The sequence below is a fragment of the Thalassospira sp. genome (assembly GCF_048059015.1).
Taxonomy (GTDB): domain Bacteria; phylum Pseudomonadota; class Alphaproteobacteria; order Rhodospirillales; family Thalassospiraceae; genus Thalassospira.
This window is the reverse complement of sequence record NZ_JBLLNT010000002.1, coordinates 306286-323082: the sequence shown is the minus strand read 5'-3', so window position 1 is coordinate 323082 and position 16797 is coordinate 306286. Positions and strand designations below refer to the sequence as shown.

The 16797-nt window shown below is 50.6% G+C and carries 15 protein-coding genes and 1 pseudogene; 11 read left to right on the top strand and 5 right to left on the bottom strand.

Annotated features, from left to right (window positions below):
* Positions 1 to 8 precede the first annotated feature (8 nt).
* Both ACMZ66_RS02160 and ACMZ66_RS02155 read left to right on the top strand, forming a co-directional pair.
* A complete protein-coding gene (locus ACMZ66_RS02160; RefSeq protein WP_416933966.1) occupies positions 9 to 1208 on the top strand; it encodes an alanine racemase in 1200 nt (399 codons plus the stop codon).
* A gap of 10 nt (positions 1209 to 1218) precedes the next feature.
* Positions 1219 to 1971 carry an ATP-binding cassette domain-containing protein gene (locus tag ACMZ66_RS02155; RefSeq protein ID WP_416933964.1) on the top strand — a complete coding sequence of 251 codons (753 nt, stop codon included), beginning with the start codon at positions 1219 to 1221 and terminating at the stop codon, positions 1969 to 1971.
* Between the two features lie 37 nt (positions 1972 to 2008).
* Here ACMZ66_RS02155 and ACMZ66_RS02150 read toward each other — a convergent pair whose 3' ends face one another.
* Entirely contained in the window at positions 2009 to 2938 is a 930-nt protein-coding gene (locus ACMZ66_RS02150; protein ID WP_416933963.1) for an AraC family transcriptional regulator, read from the bottom strand.
* A 263-nt stretch (positions 2939 to 3201) separates the two neighbouring features.
* Between ACMZ66_RS02150 and ACMZ66_RS02145 the strand changes: the two genes are divergently transcribed.
* The 4 genes from ACMZ66_RS02145 to ACMZ66_RS02130 all read left to right on the top strand — a co-directional run bounded on the left by ACMZ66_RS02145 (position 3202) and on the right by ACMZ66_RS02130 (position 5892).
* A complete protein-coding gene (locus tag ACMZ66_RS02145) occupies positions 3202 to 3948 on the top strand; it encodes an SDR family oxidoreductase (RefSeq protein WP_416933961.1) in 747 nt (248 codons plus the stop codon).
* A 155-nt stretch (positions 3949 to 4103) separates the two neighbouring features.
* Entirely contained in the window at positions 4104 to 4601 is a 498-nt protein-coding gene (locus tag ACMZ66_RS02140; RefSeq protein ID WP_416933959.1) for a cupin domain-containing protein, read from the top strand.
* Between the two features lie 4 nt (positions 4602 to 4605).
* Positions 4606 to 5340, top strand: coding sequence for a carboxymuconolactone decarboxylase family protein (locus ACMZ66_RS02135; protein WP_416933957.1), 735 nt, complete (start codon positions 4606 to 4608; stop codon positions 5338 to 5340).
* Between the two features lie 24 nt (positions 5341 to 5364).
* Positions 5365 to 5892 carry a cyclophilin-like fold protein gene (locus ACMZ66_RS02130; RefSeq protein WP_416933956.1) on the top strand — a complete coding sequence of 176 codons (528 nt, stop codon included), beginning with the start codon at positions 5365 to 5367 and terminating at the stop codon, positions 5890 to 5892.
* Here the strand turns inward: ACMZ66_RS02130 and ACMZ66_RS02125 are convergent.
* Positions 5889 to 6560, bottom strand: a pseudogene (locus tag ACMZ66_RS02125) (ATP-binding protein); the annotation flags it as partial. The gene ACMZ66_RS02130 and the pseudogene ACMZ66_RS02125 sit on opposite strands and share 4 nt — an antisense overlap.
* Before the next feature lie 33 nt (positions 6561 to 6593).
* Here ACMZ66_RS02125 and ACMZ66_RS02120 point away from each other — a divergent pair.
* From ACMZ66_RS02120 to ACMZ66_RS02105, 4 genes are read left to right on the top strand one after another with little or no spacing between them, the layout of a single operon-like run.
* Positions 6594 to 7388: a TnsA endonuclease N-terminal domain-containing protein gene (locus tag ACMZ66_RS02120; RefSeq protein WP_168173392.1), complete on the top strand. Its 795-nt coding sequence runs from the start codon at positions 6594 to 6596 to the stop codon at positions 7386 to 7388.
* A 39-nt stretch (positions 7389 to 7427) separates the two neighbouring features.
* Positions 7428 to 9128 carry a Mu transposase C-terminal domain-containing protein gene (locus ACMZ66_RS02115; protein ID WP_083952718.1) on the top strand — a complete coding sequence of 567 codons (1701 nt, stop codon included), beginning with the start codon at positions 7428 to 7430 and terminating at the stop codon, positions 9126 to 9128.
* Positions 9125 to 10018: a TniB family NTP-binding protein gene (locus ACMZ66_RS02110; RefSeq protein ID WP_083952717.1), complete on the top strand. Its 894-nt coding sequence runs from the start codon at positions 9125 to 9127 to the stop codon at positions 10016 to 10018. Before ACMZ66_RS02115 ends, ACMZ66_RS02110 begins: the two co-directional genes overlap by 4 nt.
* A 6-nt stretch (positions 10019 to 10024) precedes the next feature.
* The gene (locus tag ACMZ66_RS02105; RefSeq protein WP_168173391.1) at positions 10025 to 10984 is read left to right on the top strand and encodes a TniQ family protein; all 960 of its coding nucleotides are present in this window, start codon (positions 10025 to 10027) and stop codon (positions 10982 to 10984) included.
* Here the strand turns inward: ACMZ66_RS02105 and ACMZ66_RS02100 are convergent.
* On the bottom strand, positions 10981 to 12978 hold the full coding sequence (locus ACMZ66_RS02100; protein WP_143588684.1) for a hypothetical protein: 1998 nt from the start codon (positions 12976 to 12978) through the stop codon (positions 10981 to 10983). The genes ACMZ66_RS02105 and ACMZ66_RS02100 overlap by 4 nt on opposite strands.
* Before the next feature lie 92 nt (positions 12979 to 13070).
* The gene (locus ACMZ66_RS02095; protein WP_063086209.1) at positions 13071 to 13982 is read right to left on the bottom strand and encodes a tyrosine-type recombinase/integrase; all 912 of its coding nucleotides are present in this window, start codon (positions 13980 to 13982) and stop codon (positions 13071 to 13073) included.
* A gap of 315 nt (positions 13983 to 14297) precedes the next feature.
* Here ACMZ66_RS02095 and ACMZ66_RS02090 point away from each other — a divergent pair, with 315 nt between their 5' ends.
* Positions 14298 to 15671 carry a hypothetical protein gene (locus ACMZ66_RS02090; protein ID WP_143588683.1) on the top strand — a complete coding sequence of 458 codons (1374 nt, stop codon included), beginning with the start codon at positions 14298 to 14300 and terminating at the stop codon, positions 15669 to 15671.
* Positions 15672 to 15696: 25 nt separating this feature from the next.
* Here ACMZ66_RS02090 and ACMZ66_RS02085 read toward each other — a convergent pair whose 3' ends face one another.
* Positions 15697 to 16785: a Wadjet anti-phage system protein JetD domain-containing protein gene (locus tag ACMZ66_RS02085; RefSeq protein ID WP_416933951.1), complete on the bottom strand. Its 1089-nt coding sequence runs from the start codon at positions 16783 to 16785 to the stop codon at positions 15697 to 15699.
* Positions 16786 to 16797: the final 12 nt, after the last annotated feature.

The window sequence follows — 16797 nt, the reverse complement described above, 5'->3', positions numbered from 1 at the left end:
CCCGTCACATGTTTCTTGATGTCTTGCGCCGTCGTAATCCGAAATTCATCGAAGCCGCCATGGCGCTTCACCGCGAAGGCAAGGTGCCAGCCAATGCCTATATCCTTGATCTTGATGCGGTTGAGGCCAATGCACGCACGCTTAAGAGCGAGGCCGACAAACATGGCCTTAAAATCTTTGCCATGACCAAGCAGGTCGGCCGGGCAAGCTCGTTCTCCCATGCTGTCATGCGCGGCGGGATTGATCGATCGGTCGCGGTCGACATGGCCTGCGCACGCGCAACCCATAATGCCGGACTTCGCGTGGGTCATCTGGGTCATCTCCAGCAGGTCGCAAAGTTCGAGGCAGACGCCGCAGCCGCACGTTTCCAACCCGATTACTGGACCGTCTTTAACGATACCAAGGCCACCGAGGCAGCGACTGCGGCCAAAAAGGCAGGCTATGTTCAAAACCTTCTGGCCCGCATCCATGCCGAGGGGGATACATTCTATCGTGGTCATGAAGGCGGCTTTGATGCCGCAAACATCGCCGAAGTTGCTGATTTCCTTGATGGATTGGATGGCAGTCGCTTTGCCGGAATCACCACATTCCCGGCCCTTCTGTTTGAACATGACAGCCGTAAGGTCCTTCCGACCCAGAACCTCGGCACCCTTGCCAAGGCAGCCGAGATTTTGGCAAAGCATGGTCGTTCTGATATCGAAATTAATGCACCGGGCACCACATCATCGGTGCTGCTGGCAGGCCTTGCCGAAGCCGGGGCAACCCAATGCGAACCAGGCAATGGCATTCATGGCACCACCGCCCTTCATGTGGTGGAAGATTTGCCGGAACTGCCAGCAGTCTTGTATCTGACCGAGGTTTCCCACCTGTCGGGTGGCAAGGCTTATTGCTTTGGCGGCGGGTTCTATATTGATCCGATCTTCCCTGATTATGACGTACAGGCACTTGTTGGCGATGAACCAACCACCGCAAGCAGCGCGCTTCGTTCAGTTGAAGTCCCGCCGCCCTCCATGATCGATTACTACGCGATGATTGATGCGACCGGGCCAAAGGCCCCCAAACCGGGCGATACGGCCGTGTTTGGCTTCCGTGGGCAAGCCTTTGTAACGCGCGCCTATGTTGTTGGTGTTTCAGGCATTTCGACTGGAAACCCGGTTGTTGAAACCATCGAAAACAGCTTTGGCGAAACAGCCGCCTGGCCGGTATAGGAGTTTGATGATGAGCAGCCAAAAACCGGTCCTGAGCCTCAAAGACATTCAAAAGCATTTCGGTGCCGTAACGGCAATCGAGAATTTCTCATTGGACATTCACCCGGGCGAGATCGTCGCTCTTGTCGGGGATAATGGTGCGGGCAAATCGACCCTGATCAAGATCATCTCGGGCGTTTACGCACCAAGTTCGGGCACCATCACCATCGAGGATGAAACCGTTTCCATGGCCAGTGCGGAAATCGCCCGTGCCCACGGGATTGAAGTTGTCTATCAGGATCTTGCCCTTGCCGATCAGCAAAGTGTTTATATGAACATGTTTCTGGGCCGCGAGATCACCAATCGTTTCGGGCTTCTGGATCGCAAGACCATGATCTCTGAGACCCAGAAACTGGTCGATGAGCTTGATGTGCGCATTCCAAGCCCGCACGCCACCATCCGCGATCTTTCCGGTGGTCAGCGTCAGGGTGTCGCCATTGCACGTGCAACGCGCTGGGCCAAGAAGGTCATCCTGCTTGATGAACCGACCGCCGCCCTCGGTGTGGCCGAAACCGCCAAGGTCGAGGAAATCGTTGAATCGCTCAAAGCCCGCAATATCGGTGTTTTGATCATCAGTCACAGCCTTGATCAGGTCTTCCGCCTGGCTGATCGCATCTGCGTGCTGCGCCGCGGCCAGCAGATCGGCATCCGCGAAACCGCCAAGACCGACAAAAACGAAATTATCGGCATGATCACCGGCCTGCAGCAGCAGGATGCGGCGTGACCATCGAAGGCGTTGTAACGGGTAAGCAGCGCGTTGCTTACCCAGCCTTTTGCAAGCCCTTGATATCGCGCGCTGGTGGCATACCAAAATGGCGAGCATATTCGCGGCTGAACTGTGACGGGCTTTCATAGCCGACTTCAAAGGCCGCCGATCCTGCATCCATGCGTTCGATCAGCATCAACCGTCTGGCTTCGTTCAGGCGCATGCGTTTTTGGAATTGAAGCGGGCTCATTGCTGTCATGTTGCGGAAATGATTGTGAAAGGCTGAACTGCTCAGCCCGGCGCGCTTGGCGAGGTCTTCGACCTTACAGGGTTGCTGGAAATTGTTCTTGAGCCAGTCAATTGCCTTGGCAATCTGGTAGCTGTGACTTTCAGACGAGGTGATCTGACGCAGGCGCGGTCCCTGTTCCCCCATCAAAAGCCGATAAAGGATTTCCTGTTTGATCAGGGGTGTTAACGCCGCCACGTCATTTGGGCTGTCAATCAGATCAAGCAATCGCTTGAAGGCATCAAGCAACGGATCGGTAACCTGGCTGACCGCAATGCCACGCCGGTCACTTAGCGGACGCGGTGATGGCATTTCGGTATTAAGGATCATCTGCGCCATTGATCGGATATCAAGATCAAGCGTCAGGCCAAGATAGGGCTGATCAGGCGTTGCTTCGATGATGTTGGACACCACCGGAAGGTCAATCGATGTGATCAGGAACCGGTGCGCATCATATTCAAAGATGTCCTCGCCCAGCATCACCCGTTTGCGCCCCTGACCAATCAGGCAAATGCTCGGTGCCAGCATATAGCTGGTCTGTTCCGTTGGCGTTTCCCAGCGATGAAGTGTCAAACCCGGCACCAGATCGCTGACCGCATTCACACCTGTGGTCCATTTGGCAATTCGGCTTGCCAATGCGGATTGTGTAAAGCCGCCGGTCGATCCGGTCTTTTCCTGAACAGATGCGTTGATATTCATTGGTTTTCCTAGGCTACCTGACGCCATTTCCGTTTATCGCTGGTCTGCTCATCTATCGCAGCGCTTCATAAAACGGCAATACAAAACTACGCCTTCAAACAGGATTAGGCAAGAATCACGCAGGATCGGTTTAACGCGGTTTTGCAAATGCCCATACAATCCGACCCCATGGAACGCGGGGTATTTACCGCCAATTTTCGGAACTGCCACCAACGGATCATCAATGCGTTGCGCTGGCACATTCCAATACATGGAGTCGTAAAATGAGCAACAATATCGCAGGCAAGGTTCTTGTCATTACCGGCGCATCAAGCGGCATGGGTGCCGCCACCGCGCGTGATCTGGCAGCCCAGGGCGCAAAGGTGGTTTTGGGTGCGCGTCGCGCCGATCGTCTTGATGCACTGGTCAAGGAAATCACCGATTCCGGTGGCGAAGCCATTGCCGTTGCAACCGATGTTACCAAACGCGCTGATGTGCAAAATCTGGTCGATAAGGCCGTTGAAACCTTTGGCCGGATTGATGTGCTGTTTAACAATGCCGGTCTGATGCCTCTATCCCCCCTCGAAAGCCTTCGGGTTGATGAATGGGATCAGATGATTGATGTGAACATGAAGGGCACGCTCTATGGCATCGCCGCCGCCCTGCCTTACATGAAGGAACAGAAATCGGGCCAGATCATCAATGTGTCTTCGGTCTATGGCCATATCACGGTTGCGACCGGTGCAGTCTATTGCGCGACCAAACATGCCGTGCGCTCGATCTCCGAAGGACTGCGTCAGGAAGTGAAGGATTACATTATCCGTGTCACGACGATCTCGCCCGGCGCAGTTGCCACAGAACTTACCAGCCACATCACTGAACCGGGTCTTGGCGAAGCAGTTACCGACATCGTGAATGATATCGGCGTTCCGGCAAGCACCATGTCGCGCATGGTCGCCTTCGCGATTTCGCAACCCGAAGACCTTGCCATAAACGAAATCCTGTTCCGCCCGACGGTTCAGGCCCAATAACCGGCTTTCGCGAATAAACAACTCACTCGCAATTCGCGGGCATTGAGGCAGGCCCAATCGGCCCAGCCTGGCAAAGATGGTGAACGGGGCATCGCGCTTTTTGGCCACGGCCACGTTCACCAGACGATCCCCCAAAGTCTTAAAAGGAACAGGTTATGAAGAAGTTATCCCCCCGTCTTCCTTCCCTGACGGCACTCGCGCTGACCGGTATGTTGGCTGGCGAAGCCGCCCTTGCCGAGGGCGCCAAACCCGATCAAAACATCGCTCCGGCCGGAAGCCAGGCATCGATCAAGGGACCATCGGATTTCTTTACCGGTGATGCCCGCATTGACCCGCTTTTCCCGGAAAACGACATCACAAGCTATTCCGGTGCCTATGTGACCTTTGAGCCGGGCGCACGTTCGGCATGGCATCAACATCCGGCCGGTCAGCACATCATCGTGACATCCGGCGTTGGCTTAACCGGCACATGGGACGGTGAGGTCGAGGTCATCAAGGCAGGCGACGTGATCTGGTGCCCGCCCGGCGTCAAACACTGGCATGGCGCCGCCCCGGAAACCGCAATGACCCATTTGGTCGTTACCGGTTCGAAGGATGGCAGCAACGTCGTCTGGGAAGAGCATGTTTCTGACGATCAGTACCATACGGAGTAAGGCCATGATCAAAACCATGACCAGATTGCTTGGCATGTTTGCCGTGATAACCGGTTTTCTGACCGCACCAGATGCCAAGGCAATAAGTGACGTCAAATCGCTTGATGCCCAACAGCAAAGCATCATTACCATCGCCGCCTTCACCGCCAGTGGTGATATGGATCGCCTGACACCGGCACTCAACACCGGGCTTGATGCCGGTTTGACCGTCAATGAGGTCAAGGAAGTGCTGGTCCAGATGTATGCCTATGCCGGCTTCCCGCGCAGCCTGAATGCAATGTTTGCCCTGATGGGCATCCTTGAAGACCGCAAGGCAAAGGGCATTGTCGATGCCGAAGGCCGCGATGCCAGCCCGGCTCCGGAAAACTTCGACCGTGATGCTTATGGCGCTCGCATACGCGCCGATCTGTCGGGACTTGAAGATATCCCGCCGCCAGCCGCATGGCAGGAGTTTTCGCCAATCATTGATGTCTTCCTCAAAGAACATCTGTTTGCCGATATCTTTGTGCGCGATGTGCTTGATCATCAGCAACGCGAATTGGCAACCATCGCGGCCCTTGCCAATATGCCCGGTACGGCAGGTCAGTTGCGATATCATCTCGGTGCCGCAATGAATACTGGGCTCACCGAAGCGCAGATGCGTGACTTCATCCTGGTTCTTGGATCAGAAGTCGGATCATCTGTTGCCAGTGACGCATCTGATCTTCTGAACGAGGTCCTTGGCGCACGCAGCCAATAAGTCCGCTCAGAACCGCAAATCCCGGTGGAAACCCAGCATGAGCCGGGGGAACTTCCGGGATTTGCCATATCGCCACAGCTTGGAAGCCCGACCATGACGTCAATTACGCGCATCTGCCAAAAGCTTATCGTTCTGATGACCTGCCTTGTTTGGCTATCCGAACCAGCGCAAGCCGATGAAACACCCATGAAAGAAGCAACAATGCAGATTACTGTCACGGCAGATGGCCGAATTGTCACCTATGCGCTCAATGACAGCACGGCCGCCAAAGCGCTTTATGCTCAGCTGCCCATGACCCTTGAGGTTGAGGATTATGGCGGGCTTGAGAAGATCTTCTATCCGCCAAACAAACTCGCCACCGATGATACGCCGCTGGTCAAAAAGGCCAATATGGGCACGCTTGCCTATTACGCGCCTTGGGGCGATGTCGTGATGTTTTACAAGGGCTTTGGATCGGCATCGGGTCTTTATGAGCTTGGCCATGCGATTTCTGGTGCAGACCAGATCATCAACCTTTCAGGGATGGTCGAAGTCAAACAGCACACCAACTAGCGGCGATAAACCATCTGCCGGTAGTTCAATGCCTCGGCGATATGGGCACGTTTAACGCCGCCACTTCCGGCCAGATCGGCAATGGTGCGCGCAACGCGCAGGATCCGGTGATAGCCGCGTGCGGAAAGCTTCATCTGCCGGGCGGCATCCTGAAGCAAGCCACGACCATCCGCATCAAGGGCAGCCGCATCCTGAAGAACTTCGCCATCGGCCAGGGCATTCGTTGAAATACGTTCATTTTTATATCGCAACATTTGTAACTCGCGGGCCAGAAAGACACGTTCGCGGATCACGCTGCTGGTCTCACCATTGGCCGGAAGGTCCAGTTCTTCGGGTTTGACGGCCGGCACATCGATCTGAATGTCAAACCGATCCAGAAGCGGGCCGGAAAGCCTTGCCTGATAATCCTCGCCACAGCGCGGGGCGCGGGTGCAGGCAAGTTCGTTATCGCCAAGATACCCGCAACGACAGGGGTTCATCGCCGCGACCAGTTGTACACGTGCGGGATACGTCACATGGGCATTGGCGCGCGCAACCGATACCTGCCCGGTTTCAAGCGGCTGACGCAGGGCATCAAGCACATTGCGCTGAAATTCCGGCAATTCATCCAAAAACAACACACCATTATGGGCCAATGAAATCTCACCCGGCTTGACCCGATGGCCACCTGTAAAGAAACATAAAATATGAGACTTACAGGTATGAGTAAAAACAAAGGCTTATGGGTGGATTGGCTCACTAAATATGAGACTGAAACACAAAATATGAGACTCGGCAAAAATTACAGCCTTGCTGAGAGTCTTTTTGAAATCCTTGATGACATCTCCGCTGAAACACGCGGCGCACGTGAAATTCGGCCAACCGACCGATCAATAACGGGTTTACTAAAAGTAGCCCCTGACCAACCACAAATACCCTTCGAATCGTCACTGGAACGCGATTTTGCTATCTTGATGACCGGAAGAAGGGGTGTTTTTTCAATCGAAGCTCAGCCGGTCACCATCAGATATCTGGATGACCTGGGCAAAGAACGAACCTACACGCCCGACTTTCTAATCACGCGTTATCGTCATGAGTTGGAGCGGCCGGAATCTGGCCTGCACACCATGCTGGTGGAAATCAAATACACTTCCGACCTTGATGGTAAAAATCAGCCAACCCTTTTGCAAAAATTCAAGCACGCAAAACAATGGACCGAGTTCAAAGGCTGGTCCTTTAGCGTCTTCACCGAAAAAGAAATCCGAACATCAGAACTTGAACGTGCTCGTGAGCTCCTGCCCTATCGCTTTCTGGATTCTGATACTCCGGTAGAATCTGCAATTGACCTGTTTGTCCAGCAGCACAAAGTTGCGACAATCCGGCAAATCACAGATGCTCTTCACAATTTTTCTGAGGAACAAGTTCACACAGAAGTTCTCAAGATGCTTGCGACACATCAGCTTTTTGCCGATGATGAAAGTAGATTAGATGCTGATTTATCGATCTATTTATTATAGTTTCGATATCGTTATGTTTCTTTTGCGTAGGCTAGGAATTTGACATTCCAAAACACTCAGCCAGACAAAATTGACGACGAGCGTTGGGATAGCGCGCTCGAACGTCGGCAAGTTATTGAACGATGGCTTGAAATTGCCAGCCCGACCAAAGAACTGGCTGCAGATTTTGCTGCTAAATTGAATTGCAGTGTCCCGACGTTTTACCGCTGGGTAAAAAATTTCAGGAAGGATCATCAGACTTCGAGTCTTGTGGTTGGCCTTAACAGAGGCAACAAGACCAAACAACGCCTCCATCCCGACGTCGAAAAAATTATCTCTGATGTAATTAAAAACCTTTATCTGACAAAAGAGCGTCCGATACGGGCACGTGTTGTCGAAGAAGTCGAGTTGCAGTGTTTCAAAGCCAAACTTTCACCTCCTTCAAAACCTACCATTTATCGTCGAATTGCAGACGTCCCGGCTTTCATAGCGACAGAACATCGCTATTCTAAAAAGAAAGCGAAACATCTTTTTGAGCCACACAAGGGTTCTGCAACCACGGCAACTCGTCCTCTCGAACAAGCCCAAATCGACCACACCCCGACCGATATTACTCTTGTTGACCCTAATGAACGCGAAGGAATTGATAGAGCCTGGATCACGTCGGCCGTCGATTCATACAGCCGCGCCTGCACGGGCTTTTATCTTTCTTTCGGAGCGCCAAGCTCACTATCTACCGCCCTCTGTCTGACACAAGCTGTCCTACCCAAAGAGCAACTGCTGCGTGAACATAAAATCTCGGGCAATTGGTCAATGCAGGGACTTCCGGAGAAAATTTTCGTCGATAACGGCTCAGATTTCCATAGCGCAGCCTTCAAACGAGGCTGCGATCAACACGGTATTTCCCTTGACTATCGTCCTAAAGGAGCACCGCAATTTGGTGCTGTGATTGAGCGTTTCATCAAAACGCTGAACCATAGATCCCATAATATTCCCGGTACGACTTTCTCCAGCAGTCATCATCGGGGCGAGTACGACTCCCAGGGACGAGCCTGTATGACCCTCAAGGAGTTGGAAGGTTACCTTCTGGAGTTTATTGTTAACGTCTACAATCAGAGGCTCCACCAAGGTATTGGCATGCCTCCCGCTGCAAAGTTCGAACAGGGTTTTGGTGAAAATGATCCCCGTTCAATTGTCCGGCGCCCACGTTTGCCCAGCAATCAAAAAACATTCCTGATCGATTTTCTACCTGTCATGACACGCACCGTTCAGCGATATGGCGTACGTGTTGACGGCATCAACTACTATTCTGACATTCTGGGACAGATATTGTTTGATGGGGACAAGCGGAAGTTTGAACTTCGACGCGACCCTAGAGATATTTCGACGCTGTATCTCTATCACCCAGAAGACAAGACATACTATGAGCTTCCCTATCGCGACCCGAGCCAGCCTCCCATGAGCATTTGGGAGCTCAGACATATCAAGGATAGGATGCGGCGAGAGGGTAAAGACCAGGTCGATGAAGGGCGTATTTTTGCCGGTTATGAAGCTATGCAGAACCGCATCGCAGAGTCAGTGGCTTCCACTCAGAAGGCAAAAAAGCAGCGTAGAACCGAAAAGCGCCGCATGAATCCTCATGCGTCGCAAACGCACGCGGCCAAGCCTGCTCCGACCGAGCCTCGGGAGACGCTATCCGATGACGATCTGGAATTTGAATTCGATCCCTCAATGATTGAATCGGAGATCAAAATTCGATGACTGAGCACCTTCATAGTGAAGCGGCAAAATATCTGGAGGCATCACGGGACGAACAGATTCATTGGCTGAACACCCCTAAATGGTTCCCTTACGATACTGGCAATCGAATGCTTGAAAAGATCGAAGCAATGATCAAGCACCCGCCAACGCACCGCATGCCATCCATGATGCTGGTCGGCGAAACCAATAATGGGAAAACCATGATTTTGGAGGAAGCTCTGAGCCGTCATCCGCGTCGCTCAATTCCAGAGGAAGAAGCTGACCAAATCCCGGTTATTTTTATCACGATGCCACCAGGGCCTGAACTTCGACGATTCTACAAACAGGTCCTCGATAAAGTTGGAGCTGTTCACCGACCCAGCGATACAACAGCAAATCTCGAAAGCCAGGTACTGCACGTTCTTAAGGGCGTCGGTACGCGCCTCATCATTATTGATGAACTTCATAACATCTCGGAGGGCAAATTTACCCAGCAGCGTCAGTTCCTCAATATGCTGCGCTTTCTGAGCAATGAGCTTAGGCTTTCCTTTATCTGTGCCGGCACCAAGAAAGCCATCCGGACCATCCAAACCGATGATCAGCTGGCTAATCGCTTCAAGCCATATAACCTTCCTGAATGGAAAGACGGAAAGGATTATCGAAGGTTTCTCTATTTTCTCGAATCTACTTTGCCACTTCCAGAGCCATCGAACCTGCATAAATCTGAACTGGCGAGGACCATTCTAACAATTTCAGAACGGACCGTTGGAGAGATGGTTTCGTATGTGAAAGAAGCGACTTTCATTGCGCTTGATGAAAGTTCCGCTCATCTCAAACCACATCATTTTGAAATTGCGGACTATACATCACCTTCACGCCGCAAAGCAGAAGCCGAACAAATTGCCGGGTAAATGACCATGTTACCGGTTCGCCCAAAGCCTCAAGTCGATGAGTCTTTCACAAGCTGGCTGATCCGCGTCGCGAACGCAAACGGCATACCTGTCGGTACCTTCTGCCATTTCCTGTCAAAGCATCAGCATTTTTTTACACGGGATACTGACCGACCAACAGATAAACAGATTGTCTGCGACCTTGCCCGTCTGACAGGCACGCCAATTTCAGCGGCCGCCGAAACAACCATCCATCTTTTGGAACGACGCGTGTTTCCCATGCTGAAGCCGAACAATGTGCAGCAGATGATTACAGTTCTGGGAGTTTATCACAGAACCCATCGTAAATATGGCCAAGCCTTCTGCCCTCAATGTTTGGCTGATGAGGGTTACTACCGATTGTCGTGGCGGCTTGTGTTCATTACTCAATGCACAATCCATTCTCAAAGACTGCATGATCGATGTTGGCAGTGCGGCGAGCCTGTATGTCTTCATCGCAGTCCTTGGCATACCTGTCATTCTTGCGGGTTTGATCGCCGGGAAGCTGAAGCTTTACCAATAGACAGTCATGCAGAAAGACTGCAGAAAAGGCTCGAACAGGGTTTTCGTACAGGAACACTTTTCTGGGATGTACCGATGCCATCCCCTCAATCGTATGCCAAACTCGTTTATGACCTCATGAGCATATTGCATCATCGAGCACCTCGTGTCGCAAGGTTACGGGAAGTCATACGAGAAATGTCAGGCGGCCCCGAATTTAGCTTTGAAGGGGAACAAAAATCGCAAAGGCTGGAGAGCCTCAGTTGTGAAGATAGACACAAACTCATGGCCATCGTCGGCCGGGCACTTCAAGACTGGCCATGGCGGCTTATTGCATATGCGATGCGTGCAGATTGCTGGCATTCGTTCCTGCTTAAAGATTTAAAAAATCCGCATCCGGCACTTAGCGAAACCGCCACACGTTACCTGACATTTTCTCCAAACTAGGATAGCTGCAAAAGTTCTTCAATGATCAGGGGCATGTTTTCAGGCTTGGGATCGTCACGTTCCAATCTTTTGGCGTAGCAGTTCACGGTACTCAACAAATCTAACGTGGTAGGCCAACCGTTCATCCCGTCTACTTCGTGGTCCGCCCGCATCGTGAAATACAGAATATCCCTAATCAAACGGACAGGAAGCTTCAACAAAGTGACTGGATGAGCGACAAATGCTGGGCGTCCTTCATAGAGGCCGTTGCGCAATCTTCGCTCAATAAACATCAAATAACTAAATTTTCCGCGGTTGGGCACCCGACAGACCATCACCAGTAAATTTCGGCCGTTGCCAGCCTTTCTGAGTGGAATACATCCCGGCCATTCGCGTGTACTCGGAAACTCAATTACAGCAAATTTACCGTCAGCTACAGGAATCCAATCATCTCCGAGTGTTGCGATTCGATTTCCGGTTTTTCTCTGGAGAGTTGCCAAAGCTCTTGCCAAATCAGGTAACGGGTAATCGATCGGATCCCCACCTGGCTCTGGCCGCAGCTCTTCACTTTGACCATCGTCCACCAATTCAACGAGGTGAAAAGGTAAAGGGATTTTCGGTGAACAACCGAACAGGTCACGCGCGACCGTCGCTTTTCGTTTGCGTAACTGCTGCGCTATTTCGATGTCTACATCTGGAGAAAACTCCAGTGTTGAGTGCAAAGTCCCGCTCGAGAAGGGCTCCGCAAATGACCCGCTTGCAACATCACCCTCAACAAACTGGTATTTTGGACCTATCTGGTTTTGCTCCAGCTCTTCCAAGTGCTTTTCAATGCGAATGTCTGCGTTTGGCGGAACAAAGTCACTGGCTTCCAGATTCAGAGTTTCCCCATCAAACCCCAGATCAGCCGGCTCGGACGTTACACCGATGATCTCTTGCCCACCGGCTCTCGTGACTGAAAATACTCCATCTTCCGTTTCAAACGCCATTTTCTCAGGCTTTGCCGGAACAACGACCTGAATCGTAGATGCCAAGCGCAACGCTCTAATTCTCTGAATTTGAAGAACGTTAATCGCATGGGAGCTTTCGGTGATGTCATATTCCAGAGGTAGGCGAATGTCAGATGTAAGGCCTGCTGAGAAGCCCGCGAACTTGATTTCAAACGGATCGCTAAATGGCAAAATCAATCTTGGTGGACAAATTGGCCAACGATACGGGCTTAACCCCTTCAAAATCAGCGAACCACATTGCCCCAAAAATGCTTCCGCATTCTTTCCCATTGATAAAATGTTAGCCAACTCAATCGCCGCCGCAAATTTGGCGCCAGCGTTGTAGTTTTTTGGATAGATTCGAATATGCCCATGCTCAAGCTCAAATGGCTCACGGTAAAACCGTTCGACAACGGGCTGCGTTTTCCCGTTCATCAGGCCAACTAACAGCTCAGAACAATATCCAGTCAGATACCAGAGAAAATCTGCACAACTCATAATGAATTGTGTTTGGTGATCTGCCCCCTTTAGCCGACCGGAAACGAGTAATCGGGGAGAGGGAAGTTCTAATGGACCAAACTTCTCCAGATTGTCTGGAATATTGATCCACTGATAGTGGTCTATACTATGGGTGAGCCACTCAAGCCGCGCAGTCTTGGGATCAAGAGTCGCATGGAAGACTTCCAGATCAGGAATAGGTGAGTGAATGCGATTATTCCAAACACGCCCCTCTCTCATCAATCCGAATTCTCGCACTGGAAACTTGCGGTAAACCCAGCTCTCGGTTTGCGCCCGAGCAGCCAGATACGTAACAACATCAATTCCCGATTTATTCTTCGATGTCGGAAAAACGTCCTCACAAGGCGCAAATTTGGCGAGACCCCAAATCTGGTCTGCACGATAGCCAAGATTTGGAGATTCTATGGGATCATGTGTGAAACCGACGACATCGAGAAGAATGTGGGGGGTTCTAAAAGGAGCAGTACGCAGTTGCGGTGTTTCAATAGACGGGATGCGATCAGACATGGACCCCCAACATGTGTGTTTTACCAAATTCATCAGGTGTCCCGTGTCTGAAAGCAACACCAGACGACAGAATATATTGTGCGCTTAACAAACTATTTTCTCGATCCTGCGCGTCCTCCTTCATTATCGAAAGATCGAAAAATCTGTTCATGCAACAGGCCATCTTTGGGCTGCAGATAAGGTAAAAGGCCACCGGTACTTTTGTGGCGGGTAATCTTGCGGATATCCGCATCCGAGAGACCCTCCCAATGCGCAGTTGTTGCTATTCCGCTTCGTAGTGAGTGTGCGCCGAACTCTTGGGGAACCTTGTCACACAACAACAGCAATCGCTTTACCAGACGATTTATGTAGCGGTCAGAAACCGCTCTTTTTTGAATTTTTCCATCGCGGATTGCAGGAAAACAGGGACCATCAATGGGTCTGTTACTCAACTGGTACCAGTGTTCCATCGCATTAAAGGCGCAAAGCGACGACGGCACTTTGGGTATCCACTGGAAGACGGCATCGCTGTGGTTCTTTGATGGCTTCAGACGTACGATCAGGTGAGCATCTTCAAAAACAATGTCATCCCAACCGATTGCAACAATCTCGGAGCGCCTTAATGCCAGAGAGAATCCGATCAGCAAAGCGGCCCTATCCCGGGACGCCTTTGGACCGTTCTCTGGCAAATGATCCAGCATTTGCCCCAATAACACGGGAGCGATCATGCGTTTGCGTTTGGGATCATGACCTCGCTCCCGGCGAATACCTCGCATGAAACGACGCAAATAGTTTCGAGGATCCTTAAACTCCAGACCGTTCATCGCACACATAAAGTGGATGGCCGCGAGATCTTGTTCGAGAGCACTTTGTCCCACTTTGGCTGAGCGCTCTGTCAGAAAGAGCGTAATCGTCTTAGGGTCGGAATTTGGCTTTTCAATGCCCTTGGCCGCACACCAGGCTTCGTATCGTCGCCAGGATGCGAGATACCGTGTGCGCGTTGAAGGTGCCAGCGCCTGATCCATAATGCGTCCCGCCCGGTTGGCGAGTTCGAGAAAGGAGTTACCTGATTCGATCGTTCCGAATCCTGTATTAAGAGCAAATCGTTAGAAAAAGACGGTAACAGAAAAAACAAACCAAGAACAATTGATAATTTTTGACCTAAAATCAAAACTTCAATGGGAAAATGAAACGATAATCTGTTTATGAACTCTGACCAATGACGTCAGACTTTATGTCCTCATTGATCTATTATCCTGTTACAAAATATACACCAATAGTTGCATAATTAAATTAGATGCATCAAATTAACAACCGTATCCAAGGTTGGGAGGCTAACCGTGTTCAACAACTTTTTTTCAGGGGATCCGGTTATTGAAAAACCGAGAGCCGTTTACGCAAAACTCGATAAAATTGAGTCTCTCGACGGGGTAGGCTCACAATCCGACTCATATGTATATTTTGATACTGTTGACGCAGACTGGTTCAACCGTACTTGGAAAAAATATCGTTCTGAACGAAAACACCAAGATGCTTCAATAAACTGGTTTAAGGTAGCGCCCATATCGATCATTGTGGGAAAAAGAAGCCTGCTCTTTGGAAAATATGTCTCAACAGATGAGCTAGATTCACTGAGACATGAAATAGATGCCCCAACAGATGAAATAGAGGAGAGAGGTAACTGGTATCTTCTAGAATTTGCGAACGATGGCATCCCTGTTGATCAATATTTTGGCCTGTTCTCTCCTCCAGTTTCAAGGGTGATAGCGTCACCTCAAAGAGTATCTGCTGAGTTTGAAAAAAGTCTCGGAGACTGCTTTGACCTCGATGACATTAAAGATGCGACGGTGAGTGATATAAAGAAGACCCTCAATCCCTCGTGCAACTCGGTTGAAGGTGTAGCGGTCTACGATGTTGGTCAGGGTAACTGTAATGCACTGCTTAGAAACGTGTATTCCCCAGCTCCAACATTGTACTTTGACTTTGGAGGAGGAGCTCTGGCTAACCAATCGACCTTTCCGACCAAACTGCGTCACTTCTGCAAATCACTTAAGCAGCCAGTAATTCTATCTCACTGGGATTGGGATCACTGGTCATCGGCTCAGAGAGACTCAGGCATTCTTCAACATACTTGGATTGTACCACGCCAAACATTAGGAGCTGTGCATCGCACATTAGCCGCCAACATAGACAGCAAAGGAAAATTACTGATTTATCCAAATAATATAGGAAGCATACGTGTAGGTTCTGTAGAATTGATCAAATGCCAGGGGCGAGGACGGAATCATTCTGGGCTAGCTTTGATCGCAACTCATCAAATTCTGGATAGGCGTATATTGCTCCCGGGCGATGCCAGATACAACGTTATACCCAATTGTCTGAGTAGAGCTATTACAGCTTTTACTGCACTTGTAGCACCACATCACGGTGCAGATATGCGATTTAGGCGAGTTCCAGGCCCAGACTACTGCGGCTTTAATCGCATTGTTTATTCTTATGGTCCCCAAAACACTTTTTATCATCCGCGACAAATCACTATCGACCGCCATAAAGATGAAGATTGGGATCACAAGCTGGAGACTGCTGAAGCGCGTAAACGCTCTCCCACTCAACTTGGGCATTTGCTACTGACATTTGATAATAGCTATGTGCCAAACACAAGACTGTTTCCTCCATGCGGGGGCAACTGCCAACTAGATCTTGTTGAAGGATAAATTCTTTTCTCGGAAACCTGTCGGCTCATTCCCAAACGTCACCAACAATGTCCCCTAACCAAGGATCACACACGGCTTCTTGATCAAATGCGCGAGATCTAACAAGGTCCATAATCAAACGGAGCTTATCTGAGGCATCTGATGCGGTCCGCTGCTGGCCGCTTTTTCCTGAGAACGCTCCATAGGGGTGACCACCACGGCGCTCAAATTCCTCGATCATATAGCCGTAAGCAGCAGACAATCTCAGCTCGGGAATCCTGTATCTAAGCTTCTCAAAGATTCTGAGCGCTTCTCGATCCAAGTCCCCCCAGAATAGTTTGGTCTTATCGCTTTTGATGAGGGTGGACAACTCTTGGCGCGTATTGTCCACAGGACAAGACACGACCTTACCCATCAGCAATCTCTCGCCAAGATTTTCCAACGAGATGCCGTACCCGAATGAACAGATTCCAATGATCGAACGTTTAGACGGAGACTGAGAAAAGGCAGTAAATGCGGCCATATTTTCTATGAAAACGATAGCATCTGCATCTTCTAGTCTTGGACCTGCTGTCAGGACATATTGAACCCGATTATATCCGGCGTCTTTGGCAACCCCAAAGGCCTCAGCCACTGGCGCACCCAGTGTGTCCAAAGCCTTGGACGAGCCAAGCAAGTGTTTCGCCGAAGTGATATATGGATCTCGGTGACTTACCCCTTTATCGTTGAAAATTGCAATCAAGCCTTCGAGTATTGATATTTGATCAGCTTCGGACAGTTCCAACACTGAGGATGAGACACGCTGTAGTGCCGCTTTTTGTGGAACATTCAGTTTATCTTGGTACTTCGCAATAACCTCTTGCCATCGGGCATACTCGGCAGGGATGTCTTCTCGTTTGAGATCAAGTTGGACGTTGCGCAGGGGCCTCATACCATGGCTGAACACGCCCCGAAGCTCACCCAACGCTTGGAGCTCTCGCAATGACTTTATGATCATTGGTGTATCAAAGCGCTCAGGTAACCTCTCTTCGAGAAGTACCCACAATCTCGACTTCCTTATAGTTCCGGTTCTTGTGCCTGATCGCAGTGCGGCACGCACAATATCGAGATCACCATCTTGCAACAGAATACTCATATCAGCCCTAAA

Coding starts and splice junctions, on each gene's coding strand:
- ACMZ66_RS02085 (WP_416933951.1), bottom strand. CDS start 16,785: ATGAGTATTCTGTTGCAAGATGGTGATCTCGATATTGTGCGTGCCGCA.
- ACMZ66_RS02150 (WP_416933963.1), bottom strand. CDS start 2,938: ATGAATATCAACGCATCTGTTCAGGAAAAGACCGGATCGACCGGCGGC.
- ACMZ66_RS02110 (WP_083952717.1), top strand. CDS start 9,125: ATGACTGAGCACCTTCATAGTGAAGCGGCAAAATATCTGGAGGCATCA.
- ACMZ66_RS02140 (WP_416933959.1), top strand. CDS start 4,104: ATGAAGAAGTTATCCCCCCGTCTTCCTTCCCTGACGGCACTCGCGCTG.
- ACMZ66_RS02095 (WP_063086209.1), bottom strand. CDS start 13,982: ATGGATCAGGCGCTGGCACCTTCAACGCGCACACGGTATCTCGCATCC.
- ACMZ66_RS02105 (WP_168173391.1), top strand. CDS start 10,025: ATGTTACCGGTTCGCCCAAAGCCTCAAGTCGATGAGTCTTTCACAAGC.
- ACMZ66_RS02145 (WP_416933961.1), top strand. CDS start 3,202: ATGAGCAACAATATCGCAGGCAAGGTTCTTGTCATTACCGGCGCATCA.
- ACMZ66_RS02135 (WP_416933957.1), top strand. CDS start 4,606: ATGATCAAAACCATGACCAGATTGCTTGGCATGTTTGCCGTGATAACC.
- ACMZ66_RS02155 (WP_416933964.1), top strand. CDS start 1,219: ATGAGCAGCCAAAAACCGGTCCTGAGCCTCAAAGACATTCAAAAGCAT.
- ACMZ66_RS02120 (WP_168173392.1), top strand. CDS start 6,594: ATGAGTAAAAACAAAGGCTTATGGGTGGATTGGCTCACTAAATATGAG.
- ACMZ66_RS02100 (WP_143588684.1), bottom strand. CDS start 12,978: ATGTCTGATCGCATCCCGTCTATTGAAACACCGCAACTGCGTACTGCT.
- ACMZ66_RS02160 (WP_416933966.1), top strand. CDS start 9: ATGTTTCTTGATGTCTTGCGCCGTCGTAATCCGAAATTCATCGAAGCC.